This window comes from Kitasatospora sp. NPDC047058 (assembly GCF_040643935.1).
Classification (GTDB): Bacteria; Actinomycetota; Actinomycetes; order Streptomycetales; family Streptomycetaceae; genus Kitasatospora.
In genome coordinates, this window is sequence record NZ_JBEYVJ010000026.1 from 15786 (window position 1) to 31713 (window position 15928).

Below are 15928 nucleotides of genomic sequence, written 5' to 3' on the forward strand. Positions count from 1 at the left end.
CGCTGCGCCCTCCACGGGGGAGGGTGTCTGACGCGGCTTCGGGCCGTTCTTCCAGCCCAGGGGGCTTCCCATTTCCAGGACTCGCATGGCGCTGGTGGTCGGCGCTGCGCTGATCGGCTCGGTCGGGCTTCCGGCCGTCGGTTCGGTCGGTGCGGCGGCGGCCGGCAGCACGCTGTACGTCAACAACGCGGCCGGTGCGAACTGCACCGACGTCGGCAGCGGCGCACCGGGCGCGCCGTTCTGCACCGTCGGTGCCGCGGCGGCCGTGGTCCAGCCCGGCCAGACGGTGGAGATCGCCGAGGGCACCTACGCCGAGGACCTGACGGTCACCCGGTCCGGCACCGAAGCGGCGCCGGTCACCTTCCGCAGCGCGCCCGTCGGGGGCTCCGGCGGCGGCGTTGCCCGCTTCGGCGGGTGGAACAGCCCCAGCAAGGGCATCACGGTCCGCGGTGCGGAGCACGTCAGGTTCGAGAACCTGACCATCGCCGGGACCTTCCGCCAGGACATGGTCCTGGTCGACGCCTCGAACGACGTGGGCTTCACCAACGTCTCGGCCGGTGGCGGCGGCCCGATCCACGTCACCAACGGCTCGCGGGGCGTCACCTACGCGCGGGGCCAGGTCGGCGGCCAGGGACCGGTCTTCAAGGTGGACGGTGGTGCCACCGGGACGGTCCTGACCACCAACGGCATCATGGGGAACTACGCCGACGAGATGACCGGCATCGCCGTCAACGACGCCCCGGGCACCGTGATCGTCAGCAACACCGTCTACTCGTCCTGCTTCCCCGGGATCGTGATCACCGGCGGGTCCGGTGGCGCGGTGGTCGAGAACAACGTGGTCGACAGCGCGCAGTCCTACGAGAAGGCGTGCCCGGACCCGGCGAAGGGCACCGGGATCACCGTGGCGGCCGCCGCCACCGCGGGCACCAAGGTGGACTACAACCTGGTGGACTCGCGCAGCGGCGGCTCGGCGTACGACTGGGCCGGCACCAAGTACGGCACCCAGGCGGCGTTCACCGCGGCCACCGGGCAGGGCGCGCACGACTTCGTGGCCCCCAGCTACGTCCGGAAGGGCCCGGGCGTGCCGGCCGACCACCGGATCGACTCGGCGGACGAGAACGCCCCCGGCATGCTGCCCGTCGAGATCGGGGGGTTCGCCCCCGCCGACGACCCGACGGTGCCCAACACCGGTACCGGCAAGGGTTACCGGGACCGCGGTGCGTACGAGGACCTGGACGTGGGCTCGGCGTTCACGCCGGCCGGTCCGACGCGTCTGCTGGACACCCGTGAGGCGGTCGGCGTGCCGGGCACGACGGCCGTCCCGGCCGGCGGCACGGTCGACCTCCAGGTCGCCGGGGTGGCGGGCATCCCCGCCGAGGGCGTCACCGCGGTGACCATGAACGTCACCGTCACCGAGACCCAGCAGTCCGGCGTCCTGACCGTCTACCCGCACGGCGACGAGGCGCCGAACGCGTCCAACCTCAACTGGACGCCCGGGCTGACGATCCCGAACCTGGTGACCGTCCCGGTCAAGGACGGCAAGGTCTCCTTCCGCAACTCCTCGGGCGGCACCGCCCACGTGGTCGCGGACCTGGCCGGCTACTACTCCGCCAAGGGCTACCTGTTCCGCGCGCAGGGCCCGACCCGTCTGCTGGACACCCGGGAGCCGATCGGCGTCCCGCAGAAGCAGGCCGTCCCGGCCGGCGGCACGATCGACCTCCCCGTGGCCGGCCTCGCCGGTCACGACAACCCCTTCGTCAAGGCCGTCACCATGAACGTGACGGTGACCGAGCCGACCCAGGCGGGCTTCCTCACCGTGTACCCGCACGGTGACCGGGCCCCGAACGCGTCGAACCTGAACTGGACGGCCGGGCGGACGATTTCGAACCTGGTGACGGTGCCGGTCAAGGACGGCTTCGTGTCGTTCCACAACTCCTCCGGCGGCACGGTGCACGTGATCGCGGACCTCGCGGGCTTCTACCTCCCCCTGCCCCAGGGCACGGTCAGCTACCACCCGGTCGGCCCGTGGCGGATCGCGGACACCCGCGAGGACGTCAACTACGAGTCCGGGGCGCGCCCGGCGGGCACCGTCGGGGCCGGCGAGACGCTGGACATCCCGATCGACGCGCCGAACGCCACCGCCGTCACGCTGAACGTCACCGTGACCGAGCCCGGCAGCAACGGGTTCCTGACGGCCTACCCGTACGGCCAGGCCGTCCCGAACGCCTCGAACCTCAACTTCGAGCGCGGCGAGACCATCGCCAACCAGGTGGTGGTCCCGGTCAAGGACGGCAGGATCTCGATCCGCAACTCCAGCGGCGCCCCGGCGCACATCGTGGTCGACCTGTTCGGCTACCAGGGGTACTGAGCGACCCGTTGAGTGCCGCCCCGTGGCCCCGGTGCCGAGCCCCGCGCTCGGCCCGGGGCCGCGGGCGTTCCCGGCAGCCCGGCAGCCTTCCGGCCCGGCCCGGCTCCGGACGCCGGTGTCCGCCGCTCCCGTACGCTTCCGGGGTGAGCAACGGACACCCCTTCCCCGACCTGCCCGGCGCCGCCACCGGCGTGGGCTCGCTGCCCGGCACCGACGCGCGGGATGCCGCGAAGACGGCCACCGGGGCGCTGGAGCACCTGCCGTTCCTCCCCGAGCTGCCCGCCCGCGGACCGGGCGCCGACATGATCGGGCGCGGCGCCGGCCTGCTGGTCGAACTGTTCGCGCAGACCGAGCCGAGCGGCTGGCGGTTCACCGACCACCCCGGCCGGGACACCCGGCGCGCCCACTCCTGGCTCGGCGAGGACCTCGACGCGCTGGAGGAGTTCACCCAGGGGTACCGGGGCGCGCTGAAGGTCCAGGCCGTCGGGCCGTGGACGCTGGCCGCCTCGATCGAGCTCAAGCACGGCGAGAAGGCGCTCTCCGACCCGGGCGCCTGCCGCGACATCGCGGACTCGCTCGCCGAGGGCCTGCGCCGCCACCTCGCCGACGTCCGCCGGCGGATCCCCGGGGCGGAGGTCGTCCTCCAGCTCGACGAGCCCTCGTTGCCCGCCGTGCTGGCCGGCGCCGTGAAGACCGCCAGCGGCTTCCAGCGGCTGCGCGCGGTCGACCGGCAGGTCGCCGAGGAGAACCTGCGCGAGCTGATCCGCGGCCTGGACGCCCCCGTGGTGGTGCACTGCTGCGCGCCGCAGGTGCCCGTCCCGCTGCTGCGCCGCGCCGGGGTGGCCGGTGTCTCGCTCGACTTCTCGCTGCTGACGGAGCGCTCGGACGACGACCTCGGCGAGGCCGTCGAGGCGGGCACGGTGATCCTCGCCGGTGTCGTCCCCTCCACTGACCAGGCGGTGTCGGACCCGGCCGGTAGTGTCCAGGGTGTCAGGACGTTGTGGCGCAGGCTCGGGTTCGCCCCGGAGCTGCTGGGCCGCCGGGTGCTGGTGACGCCGGCCTGCGGGCTGGCCGGTGCCTCCCCGGCGTACGCGCGCAAGGCGCTGTCACTCAGCGCGCGGGCGGCGCAGAGCCTGGTGGACAACCCGGAGTAGGAAGTAACGGAGGGCTTGCGGTGGTGGCTGTCGAGGGCTGGGAGGACGTCCCGGCGGAGGTGCGCAGGCGGCACGCCGAGCTGGCGGCCGAGATCACGGACCACCGTGCCCGCTACTACGAGCAGGACGCCCCGGTCGTCAGCGACGCCGAGTTCGACGCGCTGATGCGCGAGCTGGAGGAGCTGGAGGCCGGGCACCCGGCCCTGGTCACGCCGGAGTCGCCGACCCAGCGGGTCGGCGGCGCCCCGACGGAGCTGTTCGCCGCCGTCGAGCACCGCGAGCGGCTGCTCAGCCTGGACAACGCGATGGACGACGAGGAGCTGGCCGCCTGGGCCGAGCGCGTCGCCACCGAGCTGCAGGGCATCGAGTACCACTACCTCTGCGAGCTCAAGGTGGACGGCCTGGCCGTCAACCTCACCTACGAGAACGGCCAGTTGGTGCAGGCCGCGACCCGCGGCGACGGCCGGGTCGGCGAGGACATCACCGCCAACGTCCGCACCATCAAGGAGATCCCGCACCAGCTCAAGGGGGACGACATCCCCGAGCTGGTCGAGATCCGCGGCGAGGTGTACTTCCCGACCGAGGCGTTCGAGGCGCTCAACGCCTCGTTCGCGGAGGAGAACGAGCGCCGCAGACAGGAGAACGAGGAGCGCGCCGAGGAGGGCAGGCGGCCCCGGGCGATGATCCGGCTGTTCATGAACCCGCGCAACGCCGCCGCCGGCTCGCTGCGCCAGAAGGACCCGCACGTCACCGCCTCCCGTCCGCTGCACATGGTGGTGCACGGCATCGGCGCCCGGGTCGGCCTCGACATCGACAACCAGTCGCACGCCTACCGGCTGCTGCACGACTGGGGGCTGCCGACCGCCCGGCACAACGAGGTGGTGGGGACGCTCGACGAGGTCCGCGCCTTCATCAGGCGGTTCGGCGAGCAGCGCCACTCGGTCGAGCACGAGATCGACGGCGTCGTGGTCAAGGTGGACGAGATCGCCCTCCAGGGCCGGCTCGGCGCCACCTCCAAGTCCCCGCGCTGGGCGATCGCCTGGAAGTACCCGCCGGAGGAGGTCACCGGCAAGCTGGCCGCCATCAAGGTCGGCATCGGGCGCACTGGGCGGGCCACCCCGTACGCGGTGCTGGCCGAGCCGGTGAAGGTGGCCGGCTCGATGGTCCAGTACGCGACGCTGCACAACCAGCAGGTCGTCAAGGCCAAGGACGTCCTGCTGGGCGACACCATCGTGCTCCGCAAGGCCGGTGACGTCATCCCGGAGATCCTCGGCCCGGTCTACGACCTGCGGGACGGCTCCGAGCAGGAGTTCGTGATGCCCTCGCACTGCGCGGAGTGCGGCAGCGAGCTGCGCCCGATGGCCGAGGGGGACATCGACCTGCGCTGCCCGAACGCGCAGTTCTGCCCGGCCCAGATCCGCGAGCGGATCGCCTTCCTCGGCGGTCGGTCCTGCCTCGACATCGAGGGTCTCGGCTACGTCGCGGCCACCGCGCTGACCCAGCCGCTGGCGCCGGCCGAGGCGCCGGTGCGGAACGAGGGCGACATTTTCGGCCTCACCGAGGAGCAGCTGCTGCCGATCAAGGTGCTGGTCAGGGACCAGAAGACCGGCATGCCCAAGCTGGACGACGTCACCGGCGAGGAGAAGGAGGTGTTCTTCTTCGCCACCACCACCGGCGCGGCCAAGAAGACCACCGGCCTGCTGCTGGAGAACCTCGGCAACGCGAAGGACCGCCCGCTCTGGCGCTACCTCAACGGGCTGTCCATCCGTCATGTCGGTCCGGTGGCCGCCCAGGCGCTGGCGCGCGAGTTCCGCGACCTGGACGCGGTCTTCGCGGCCGACGAGGAGCGCCTGGCCGCCACCGAGGGCGTCGGGCCCGGCACGGCCCGTTCGATCATCGAGTGGTACCAGGTGGAGTGGCACCGGGAGATCCTGGAGAAGTGGCGCGCGGCCGGCGTCCGCTTCACCGAGGAGGCCGCCGAGGAGCAGGGCGAGCGCCCGCTGGAGGGCCTGACCGTCGTGGTCACCGGCACCCTGGCCGGGCACACCCGGGACGGCGCCAAGGAGGCGCTGACCTCGCGCGGAGCGAAGGTGACCGGTTCGGTGTCGAAGAAGACCGACTTCGTGGTGGCCGGTGACAATCCCGGCTCCAAGTACGACAAGGCGGTCCAGCTCGGGCTGCCCGTCCTGGACGACGCGGGCTTCGCCGTCCTGCTGGAGCAGGGCCCGGACGCCGCCCGGCGCCACCTCGGCATCGAGGACGGCGAGTCCGCCGGGGAGGCGCCCGCCGGGGACTGACCCGCGCGCGGAAGCGCCGAATCCGTCTTGTTATCGTCCTGATGCAACGTCACCGGGTGCCGCACAGTGAAAGCGGGCATTGTGTCACCGTGCGACACCCGAACGCGGTGGCGCGTTCCCGGTTGTCCGAAAGTCTGCCCGGCGGGTGGACCCCGGAATACCCTGGAGCGCAACAGAGTGTCAGCAGGGGTGGGGGCACCGGCTGAGCCGGTCTCCGCGGGGTCGCTCATGCCCGGCAGCTGCCGGCACCAGCACGGTGCCTCACCGTAAGGCGGCCTGACGGGGCGGGCCCGACGGAGGACAGGGCTTATGGATCGTACGACCGGCGGCGCGCCCACACGCCCGCCGCAGGGGGTGGCGGGTGCGGTCCTGCTGCTCGGCGTGCTGCTGGCCGGCGCCGCGCCGCTCATTCCGCTGGCCGTCCTGGTCTACCGGTACGAGCCCGAGCTGCTGCCGCTGTTCGCGGTGCCGCTGGCCGTGCTGGTCGCGGCCTGGCGGATCGCCCGCGACCGTGCCCGGGACCAGCTCACCGACCCGCTGACGGACCTGCCCAACCGCCAGGCGTTACTGCTGGCCGCCCAGGAGGCGATCGCCGAGCACGACCCCGGGTACAACATCGGCCTGATACTGCTCGACCTCGACCGGTTCCGGTCACTCAACGACACGCTCGGCCACACCGCCGGCGACCGGCTGCTGGTGCACATCGCCCGCCGGCTGCACCGGGCGCTGCGGTCCAGCGGCCCGGCCGGCAGCGCCACCCGGGAGTCGATCGACGACGTCTTCGCCGGGCTGCCCCGGCACTACCGGCGCGGCCGCCCGCTGGTGGCCCGGATGGGCGGCGACGAGTTCGCCGTCCTGCTGCCCGGCGTCGGCAGCCCGGACACCCTGGAGAAGGTCGCCACCGCGCTGATCGCCGAACTGGCCGCCCCGATCCGCCTCGACGGGCTGCTGCTCGTCCTGGAGGCCAGCGCGGGCGTCTGCGTCTACCCGCAGCACGCCCAGGACGCCGAGTCGCTGCTGCGCCGGGCCGACGTCGCGATGGGCCACGCCCAGCGCGGCCGGACCTCGGTGGAGCAGTACGACGAGGCCCAGGACGCCGACACGCCGTACCGGATCGGGCTGCTCGGCGACCTGCGGCGGGCCCTGGAGACCGGCGAGGTTCAGCTGCACTACCAGCCGAAGGTGGCCTTCGACGGCCGGGTGGTCGGGCTGGAGGCGCTGCTGCGCTGGGAGCGGCCCGGCCAGGGCAAGGTCTCGCCGGACGAGTTCGTCGGCCTGGCCGAGTCCAGCGGCCTGATGCCCCGGCTGACCGACTACGTGCTGGAGGCGGCCGTCGGCCAGCTCGCTTGCTGGCGGGAGCAGGGCCTCCAGGTGCAGGTCGCGGTGAACGTCTCGCCGCGCGACGTGCTCAACCCGGGCTTCGCGCAGCGGGTGGCCGGCCACCTGGTCCGCCACCAGGTGCCGGCCCACGCGCTCCAGCTGGAGATCACCGAGCGGCTGCTGCTGGACGACTCCCGGCGCGCCGCCGACACCCTGGCCGAGCTGCGCGGCTACGGCGTCGGGATGTCCCTGGACGACTTCGGCACCGGCCACTCCTCGCTGGTGCGGCTGCGCAGCCTGCCGGTCGGCGAGCTGAAGATCGACCGCTCCTTCGTCTCCCGGATGGTCGCCGACGACCACGACGCGGCGGTGGTCCGCTGCTCGGTGGAGCTGGCGCACTCGCTCGGCCTGACCGTGGTCGCCGAGGGGGTCGAGGACGACGAGACCTGGGAGCGGCTGCACCGCATGGGGGTGGACGCCGTCCAGGGCTGGCTGGTGTCGGCGGCGCTGCCGGCCGAGCAGGCCACCGCGTGGCTGCGGGTGCACCGCACCGGCGCCCCGCCGGTGGAGCGGCTCACCGCGGCCGCCCAGCTGCCGCCGGCCGTCCAGCAGCTGCCCCCGGGGGCCAAGCCGGTGACGAAGCCGGGAGCCAAACCGGTGACCAAACCGGTCATCCAGCCGGTCGCCCAGCCGGTCGCCCAGCACCTGGCCCAGCCGGTGATCAAGCCGGTGATCAAGCCGGTCGCCCAGCCGCTGGTCCAGCCGGCGATCCCGCACGCGGCCCAGCCCCTGGTCCAGCCCGTGCTGCCACCGGTCCCCCAGCCCCGGATCGAGCCGCTGATCGAGCCCGTGATGCCGCCGGTGATCCCGCCCTGCATCACCCCGGTCACCCCGCCGGTCCTGCCGCCGGTGGTGCAGGCCGCCCAGGCCGCACAGCTGGAGATCCAGGCCCCGGTCGCCCCGAACTGGGCTCCCACCAGGCCGCAGTAGCACCGCGGAGCACGCGCGGAGGGCCCGTGCCGCACCCGTACCGCGGGGACGGTGACCGCGCCCCGCGTTACTCGTTGGCCGGTGGCCGGGCCGGGCCCCATAGGATGGGGCCCACAGACCAAGAGGACGGGAGCGCCGAGCCGGCTGCTCCTGCCCGGGTCCGGCACCGCCTCACCGCACCGCCGGGCCTCACCAGAACTCACCCTGAGGATCGCTGCATGCCTGGCATCACGCGCGAGGAGGTCGCCCACCTCGCCCGGCTGTCGCGTCTTGAGCTGAAGGCCGAAGAGCTGGACCACTTCGCCGCGCAGCTCGACGTGATCATCGGCGCGGTCGCCCGCGTTTCCGAGGTCGCCGGACAGGACGTCCCGCCGACCTCCCACCCGCTCCCGCTGACCAACGTCATGCGCGCGGACGAGGTGCGGCCGTCGCTCACTCCCGAGCAGGCGCTGGCCGGTGCCCCCGCCGCCGAGGAGCAGCGTTTCCGTGTGCCGCAGATCCTCGGGGAGGACTGACCGAGATGACCGAGCTGATCCGTTACACGGCCGCCGAGACGGCCGCCGCCATCGCCAAGGGCGAGGTCTCCGCCGTCGAGGTCGCCCAGGCGCACCTGGACCGCATCGACGCCGTCGACAAGAAGGTCAACGCCTTCCTGCACGTCGACACCGAGGGCGCGCTGAACGCCGCCAAGGCCGTCGACGAGAAGCGCGCCAAGGGCGAGGAGCTGGGCCCGCTGGCCGGCGTCCCGCTCGCGCTGAAGGACGTTTTCACCACCAAGGGCGTCCCGACCACCTGCGGTTCCAAGATCCTCGAAGGCTGGATCCCGCCGTACGACGCCACCCTGACCACGCGTCTCAAGGACGCCGGCGTGGTCATCCTCGGCAAGACCAACATGGACGAGTTCGCGATGGGCTCCTCCACCGAGAACTCCGCCTACGGCACCACGGGCAACCCGTGGGACCTCGGGCGCATCCCCGGCGGCTCCGGCGGCGGTTCGGCCGCCGCGCTGGCCGCCTTCGAGGCCCCGCTGGCGATCGGCACCGACACCGGCGGCTCGATCCGCCAGCCCGGCGCCGTCACCGGCACGGTCGGCGTGAAGCCCACCTACGGGTCGGTCTCCCGCTTCGGCCTGGTGGCCTTCTCCAGCAGCCTCGACCAGGGCGGCCCGTGCGCCCGCACCGTGCTGGACGCGGCGCTGCTGCACGAGGCCATCGCCGGCCACGACCCGCTGGACTCCACCTCGATCGACGCGCCCGTCCCGGCCGTGGTCGAGGCGGCGAAGATGCGCGACATCCGCGGCATGCGGATCGGCGTGGTCAAGGAGTTCGCCGGCGAGGGCTACCAGGCCGGCGTGATGCAGCGGTTCAACGAGTCCGTGGAGCTGCTGCGCGAGCTGGGCGCCGAGGTCGTCGAGGTCTCCTGCCCGTCGTTCACCCTGGCGCTGCCGGCGTACTACCTGATCGCCCCGAGCGAGGCCTCCTCCAACCTGGCCCGCTTCGACGCGATGCGCTACGGCCTGCGGGTCGGCGACGACGGCACCCGCTCGGCCGAGGACGTCACCGCCCTCACCCGCGAGGCCGGCTTCGGCCCCGAGGTGAAGCGCCGCATCATCCTCGGCACCTACGCCCTCTCCTCGGGCTACTACGACGCCTACTACGGCTCGGCCCAGAAGGTCCGCACCCTGATCTCGCGGGACTTCGACGCCGCCTTCGCCGGCGTGGACGTGCTGGTCTCCCCGACCACCCCGACCACCGCCTTCCCGATCGGCGAGCGCGCCGACGACCCGATGGCGATGTACCTGGCCGACCTCTGCACGATTCCGTCGAACCTCGCGGGCAATGCGGCCATGTCGCTGCCCTGCGGCCTGGCCCCGGAGGACAATCTCCCGGTCGGCCTGCAGATCATCGCACCCGCGATGGCGGACGACCGCCTGTACCGCGTGGGCGGCGCCGTCGAGGCCGCACTCAACGACAAGTGGGGGCACACCCTGCTGGAGGAGGCACCGGCACTGTGAGCAAGATCGAGAAGGCCAAGGGCTTCAAGCACACCAAGCCCGGCCTCTGGCTGTCCATCGGCACCAGCGCCTTCGGCGCGATCTCCGTGGTCAAGGACGTCCGGAGGGCCCGCGATGAGAGCGACACCCTCAAGCTGGTCAACGCCCTGGTCGGTGCCGCGGCCCTGATCACCGGCACCGCCCTGCTGGTGCGCGAGCTGCGCCGCCTCGGCGACGACGACGTGCTGCTGGGCTGAGCAAGCCCCCGGCCCGGCCCGCACCCGTGGTGCGCGGCCGGGCCCGTACCTCCACAGACTTTTAGCGAAGGGACGCTGTGAGCGTCATGAACCTGGTCTCCTACGAGGACGCTCTCGCGTCGTACGACCCGGTGATGGGCCTTGAGGTCCACGTCGAGCTGGGCACCAAGACCAAGATGTTCTGCGGTTGCTCGACCGAGCTGGGTGCCGAGCCGAACAGCCAGGTCTGCCCGACCTGTCTGGGCCTGCCGGGCTCGCTGCCGGTGGTCAACGCGGTCGGCGTGGAGTCGGCCGTCAAGATCGGCCTGGCGCTGAACTGCGAGATCGCCGAGTGGTGCCGGTTCGCCCGGAAGAACTACTTCTACCCGGACATGCCGAAGAACTTCCAGACCTCGCAGTACGACGAGCCGATCGCCTTCAACGGCTACCTCGATGTGCAGCTGGAGGACGGCTCGACCTTCCGCGTGGAGATCGAGCGCGCCCACATGGAGGAGGACACCGGCAAGTCCAGCCACGTCGGTGGCGCGACCGGCCGCATCCACGGCGCCACCCACTCGCTGCTCGACTACAACCGGGCCGGCATCCCGCTGATCGAGATCGTCACCAAGCCGATCGCCGGCGCCGGCGAGCGCGCCCCCGAGGTCGCCCGGGCGTACGTCGCCGAGCTGCGCGAGCTGATCAAGGCGCTGGGCGTCTCCGAGGCCCGGATGGACAAGGGCCAGATGCGCTGCGACGTCAACCTGTCGCTGCGCCCGAACGGCACCGAGACCTTCGGCACCCGCTCGGAGACCAAGAACGTCAACTCGCTGCGCAGCGTCGAGCGGGCCGCCCGGTTCGAGATCCAGCGGCACGCCACCGTGCTGATCGACGGCGGCACGATCATCCAGGAGACCCGGCACTTCCACGAGGAGGACGGCAGCACCACCTCGGGCCGGATCAAGGACAACGCCGAGGACTACCGCTACTTCCCCGAGCCGGACCTGGTCCCGATCGCGCCCTCGCGCGAGTGGGTCGAGGAGCTGCGGGCCGGGCTGCCCGAGCTGCCGCGGGTCCGCCGGGCCCGGCTCCAGGCCGAGTGGGGCCTGTCCGACAAGGACATGCAGTCGGTGCTGAACGCCGGTGCGGTCGAGCCGATCCTGGAGACCATCGCCGCCGGCGCCCCGGCCGACCAGGCCCGCAAGTGGTGGATGGGCGAGCTGGCCCGCCGGGCCAACGAGACCGGCACCGAGCTGAGCGAGCAGCCGATCTCCCCGGCGCAGGTCGCCCGGGTCACCGCGCTGGTCGCCGAGGGCAAGCTGAACGACAAGCTGGCCCGTCAGGTCATCGAGGCCGTGCTGGCCGGCGAGGGCGAGCCGGACGAGGTCGTCGAGAAGCGCGGCCTGGCCGTCGTCTCGGACGACTCCGCGCTTGGCGCCGCCGTCGACCAGGCCATCGCCGACAACGAGGCGATCGCCGCCAAGATCCGCGACGGCAAGGTCGCCGCGGTGGGCGCGCTGGTCGGCGCGGTCATGAAGGCCACCCGCGGCCAGGCCGACGCGGCCCGCGTCAAGGACCTCATCCTGGAGCGCCTCGGCGTGGAAGGTCAGTAGGCACAGCCTGGAGCGCCTCGGCGTGGAAGGTCAGTAGGCACAGCCAGTAGGCACCTGGAGTAGCTCGACACCCTGAGCTTCCTAAGGCACCTAAGGCGTCTAAGGCTCTCTAAGTAGGGCCTAAGGCCCGGCTTTACCTCCGAATCGGAGCGAGGCCGGGCCTTTGCCGTTGTCCGGGGCCCCGTCTAAGGCATCCGGGGCCCGGAAGATCGGTCAGGCTTCCGATGTGACGGCCCCACCTGGGGGAGGAAGCTCTTACTCGACAGCGAAACGCAGTGAGACCCACAAGGGGAACCGAAGTGATCGAGTACGAGCTCATCCAGCAGCAGGTCCGCGAACTCCAGGAGCGCGCCGACCACCAGCGCCTGGTCCGTGAGGCCCAGGGCGGCCGCCGCAGCTGGCGCCGCCGTCCGGCCGCCCGCACCGAGCAGCGCCCCGCGCGCCTGGCCGAATGCTGACGGACCGGCACCACCCTGGTGCCGGACGGGAGAAGGAAGGGGAGGTGCCGCACCAGGGCACCTCCCCTTCCGGGTGTACGGGAACCGGGATATCCCCTCGGCCGGGCCAGTCGGCTTATGGCATGCTCGCCTCCATGCAGCAGACATCGGTGAGTCCCGTCTTCGTCGGCCGCGGCAGCGAGATCACCGAACTGACCGACGCGCTGCGGCGGGCCGGCTCCGGGAGCCCGCAGACCGTCCTGATCGGCGGCGAGGCCGGCGTGGGCAAGACCCGGCTGCTGGAGGAGTTCCTCGCCCTGGCCGGCGCCGGCGGGGGAGTGGCCACCACGGTCGGCGGCTGCCTGGAGGTCGGTGCCGAGGGCCTGCCGTACGCGCCGCTGGCCACCGCGCTGCGCCGGCTGCACCGCGGCCTGGGCTCCGAGCTGGAGGTGGCCGCCGCCGGGATGGAGGGTCATCTCGCGCGGCTGCTGCCCGACTTCGGCGAGGCCGACGGCGAACCCAACGACGAGTACGGCCGGGCCCGGCTGTTCGAGCACACCGCGAGGCTGTTCGAACGGCTCGGCGCGGACCGTACCCTCGTCCTCGCCGTGGAGGACCTGCACTGGTCCGACCGCTCCACCCGGGAGCTGTTCGCCTACCTGGTCCGCACCCTGCACCGGGCCCGCGTCCTGCTGGTCGCCACCTACCGCACCGACGACCTGCACCGCCGGCACCCGCTGCGGCCCTTCCTGGCCGAGCTGGAGCGGCTGCGCACCGTCCAGCGGATGGAGCTGGAACGGTTCGGCCCGGGCGAGGTCGCCGCGCAGCTGGCCGGCATCCTCGGCACCGCCGACCCCGACCGGCAGCTGGTCGACCGGATCCACCGCCGCTCCGAGGGCAACCCGTTCTTCGTCGAGGAGCTCGCCACGGCCTTCCAGGACGGCTGCTCGGCCGGCCTCACCGACTCGCTGCGGGACATCCTGCTGGTCCGGGTCGAGGCGCTGGACGAGGAGACCCAGCGGGTGCTGCGGATCGCCGCCGAGGGCGGCTCCTACGTCGAACACGCCCTGCTGGCCGCCGTGCTGGACGACGAGGAGGAGCTGATCGAGTCGCTGCGGGCGGCCGTCGGCGCCAACATCCTGCGGCCGGACACCGACGGCGACGGCTACCGGTTCCGGCACGCGTTGGTCCGCGAGGCGGTCTCGGACGACCTGCTGCCCGGCGAACGGCACCGCATCAACCGCCGTTTCGCCACCGCGCTGGAGCAGCACCCGCACCTGGTCGGCAGTGACGTCCGCCCGGCCCGGCTGGCCAACTACTGGTACCACGCGCACGATCCGGCCCGGGCCCTGCCGAGCGCGCTGGACGCCGCCCGGGCCGCCCGCCGGCGCAACGCCTTCGCCGAGCAGCTGCGGATGCTGGAACGCGCCCTCGAACTCTGGGACGACGTCCCCGAGGGCCCGCTCGCGCACACCCTGCGGCCGTACGACTGGGCCGAGAGCTACCCGCCCTGCTCCTGCGACGTGGAGCCGCACGACCAGGACTGCGAGCGGCTGCAACTGGTCGACGTGCTGGCCGAGGCGGTGGTCGCGGCCCGGCGCAGCGGCGACCGCGAGCGCGGGCTGAGCCTGGCCAAGCGGGCGCTGAAGCTGGTCGACGAGAGCCGCGACCCGGCCCGGGCGGCCTGGTTCCGGATGAACCGGGCCCGGATGCTCGGTCACCTCAACCGGGCGGGCAACCACGACGAGGCGGCCCACGCCCGGCGTCTGGTCGAGCACCTGCCGCCCTCGGCGGTGCAGGCCGAGGTGTTCGCGCTGAGCGCCGGCATCGCGGTGCTGCACGACCCGACCGAGGAGGACGCCGCCCTGGCCGAGCGGGCCGTCGCGATCGCCCGGCAGGTCGGCGCGCACTCGGTGGAGCAGCACGCCCGGATGACCCTCGGCATGCTGCGCAACGACCTCGACCACGACCCCGACCGGGGCATCGCCGAGCTGTCCGCGGCGATCGCCGCCACCCGCGGGCTCGGCGTCCCCGACGTCCTGCTGCGCGGGATCAACAACCTGGCCAGCCTGCTGAAGTCGCTCGGCCGGGCGGAGGAGGCGGTGGCGCTCGCCCGGGAGGGCCTGGAGGCGGCCGGCGGCAACGGCCTGCTGCGCAACAGCGGCACCATCCTGACCGGCAACCTCGCCGAGGCGCTGCTCGACCTCGGCCGGATCGAGGAGGCGGCCGAGGCGCTGGCCGCGTCCGAGCGGCACGACCCCCCGGGCAGCCATGCCGAGTTCCTGGACCGGCTGCGCGGCGACCTCGCCCTGCTGCGCGACGACCTGCCCAGCGCGACCGGCCTGCTGGCCCAGGCCCGCGCCTTCCGGCACAACTGCCAGTTCCAGCACATCGTGCCGATATCCCGGCTCGCGCTGGTGACCGCGGCCCGCAGTGGCCGCCCGGAGGAGGCCCGGGCCGAACTGCTCGCGGTGATCGACCAGCACCTCCCGGCCGGGACGGAGTCCTCGTTGTACCCGCTGCTGGCGCTCGGCGCGGGGATGGAGGCGGACCACCGCGGTCTGCCCGCGATGGAGCCCGGCCGGGCCGGGGTGCTGGCGAAGATCGCCGCAGCGGCCGCCGGGCTGACCCCGACGGTCCCGGTGCACCACGGCTGGGCCCGGACGGTGGAGGCCGAACTCGCCCGCGCCGAGGGCGCGGACACCCCGGCGCACTGGGCGGCGGCCGCCGAGGCGCTGCGGCCGACCGGGCTGCCGTACCCGCTGGCGCTGGTGCTGCTGCGGGCGGGCGAGGCCGAGGTGCTGGCCGGCGACCGCGAGGCCGGGGCCGAACGGCTGCGCGAGGCCCGGGCACTCGCCCGGGAACGGGGTGACCGGCGGCTGCTGGCCGATATCACCGCGCTGGCCGAACGGGCCGGTCTGACGCTCTCCGTGCGCCCCGGACGCGCCGCCGCCCCGGCCGAGCCGGTTCCGGCCGGCGACGGGTTCGGTCTCACCCCCCGTGAGCGGGACGTGCTCCGGCTGCTCGCCCGGGGCCGCACCAACCGGCAGATCGCCGAGGAGCTGTACATCTCGCCGAAGACCGCGAGCGTGCACGTCTCCAACATCCTCGGCAAGCTCGCGGTGGCCGGCCGGGTCGAAGCGGCCGCGCTGGCCCACCGGTTGCGGCTCTTCCCCGACGACCTCGCCCCGGCGGGCCGCTGAGCCGCCCCGCCGTCGGCGCCCGTCGGCCGCCCGGTCCGGACCGGCCGCCGGCCGCCGGGCGCCTTCGCGTGCTCCCGTGCGCGCCGCGTGTGCCCCCACCCGTGCGCCCCCGCCAATCGGCCCGTTCCGGCGGAATCGGGTGCAATTCCCCATCCCTACGCCATTACTCTAAGTTGAGTGTGCGTGTCATTGAGTGACCGAAGTGGTGTAGGGTCCCGATCGGGAACATCGGTGCGGTGCGTCGGCCGGCAGGCCGGCCGCTCCCTGGGCCACCGCCCTGACGGGGCGCCAGGTCACCGCGTACGGCCACCAGCTGCGCG

At 73.2% G+C, this 15928-nt stretch carries 10 protein-coding genes; all 10 read left to right on the top strand.

What is annotated here, in order from left to right; all coding sequences use genetic code 11:
* The first annotated feature begins 85 nt into the window (after window positions 1-85).
* The 10 genes from ABZ885_RS06345 to ABZ885_RS06390 all read left to right on the top strand — a co-directional run bounded on the left by ABZ885_RS06345 (window position 86) and on the right by ABZ885_RS06390 (window position 15608).
* Window positions 86-2368, top strand: coding sequence for a right-handed parallel beta-helix repeat-containing protein (locus tag ABZ885_RS06345; protein ID WP_360183972.1), 2283 nt, complete (start codon window positions 86-88; stop codon window positions 2366-2368).
* Window positions 2369-2511: 143 nt separating this feature from the next.
* Window positions 2512-3522: a methionine synthase gene (locus tag ABZ885_RS06350; protein WP_360183974.1), complete on the top strand. Its 1011-nt coding sequence runs from the start codon at window positions 2512-2514 to the stop codon at window positions 3520-3522.
* 23 nt (window positions 3523-3545) lie between these two features.
* Complete coding sequence (gene ligA, locus ABZ885_RS06355; RefSeq protein ID WP_360184001.1) at window positions 3546-5819, top strand: NAD-dependent DNA ligase LigA; 2274 nt, start codon at window positions 3546-3548, stop codon at window positions 5817-5819.
* A gap of 309 nt (window positions 5820-6128) precedes the next feature.
* Window positions 6129-8129, top strand: coding sequence for an EAL domain-containing protein (locus ABZ885_RS06360; protein WP_360183976.1), 2001 nt, complete (start codon window positions 6129-6131; stop codon window positions 8127-8129).
* Window positions 8130-8347: 218 nt separating this feature from the next.
* Window positions 8348-8644 (top strand): Asp-tRNA(Asn)/Glu-tRNA(Gln) amidotransferase subunit GatC, encoded by a 297-nt coding sequence (gene gatC, locus ABZ885_RS06365; RefSeq protein WP_360183978.1) that lies wholly within the window; start codon window positions 8348-8350, stop codon window positions 8642-8644.
* 5 nt (window positions 8645-8649) lie between these two features.
* Entirely contained in the window at window positions 8650-10143 is a 1494-nt protein-coding gene (gatA, locus tag ABZ885_RS06370; RefSeq protein ID WP_360183980.1) for an Asp-tRNA(Asn)/Glu-tRNA(Gln) amidotransferase subunit GatA, read from the top strand.
* The gene (locus tag ABZ885_RS06375; RefSeq protein ID WP_360183982.1) at window positions 10140-10379 is read left to right on the top strand and encodes a hypothetical protein; all 240 of its coding nucleotides are present in this window, start codon (window positions 10140-10142) and stop codon (window positions 10377-10379) included. The genes gatA and ABZ885_RS06375 overlap by 4 nt, the downstream gene beginning before the upstream one ends.
* Before the next feature lie 77 nt (window positions 10380-10456).
* The gene (gene gatB, locus ABZ885_RS06380) at window positions 10457-11968 is read left to right on the top strand and encodes an Asp-tRNA(Asn)/Glu-tRNA(Gln) amidotransferase subunit GatB (protein ID WP_360183984.1); all 1512 of its coding nucleotides are present in this window, start codon (window positions 10457-10459) and stop codon (window positions 11966-11968) included.
* 299 nt (window positions 11969-12267) lie between these two features.
* The gene (locus ABZ885_RS06385; RefSeq protein WP_360183985.1) at window positions 12268-12426 is read left to right on the top strand and encodes a hypothetical protein; all 159 of its coding nucleotides are present in this window, start codon (window positions 12268-12270) and stop codon (window positions 12424-12426) included.
* A gap of 134 nt (window positions 12427-12560) precedes the next feature.
* Window positions 12561-15608, top strand: a complete 3048-nt coding sequence (locus ABZ885_RS06390; RefSeq protein ID WP_360183987.1) for an AAA family ATPase — start codon at window positions 12561-12563, stop codon at window positions 15606-15608.
* Window positions 15609-15928 lie beyond the last annotated feature (320 nt).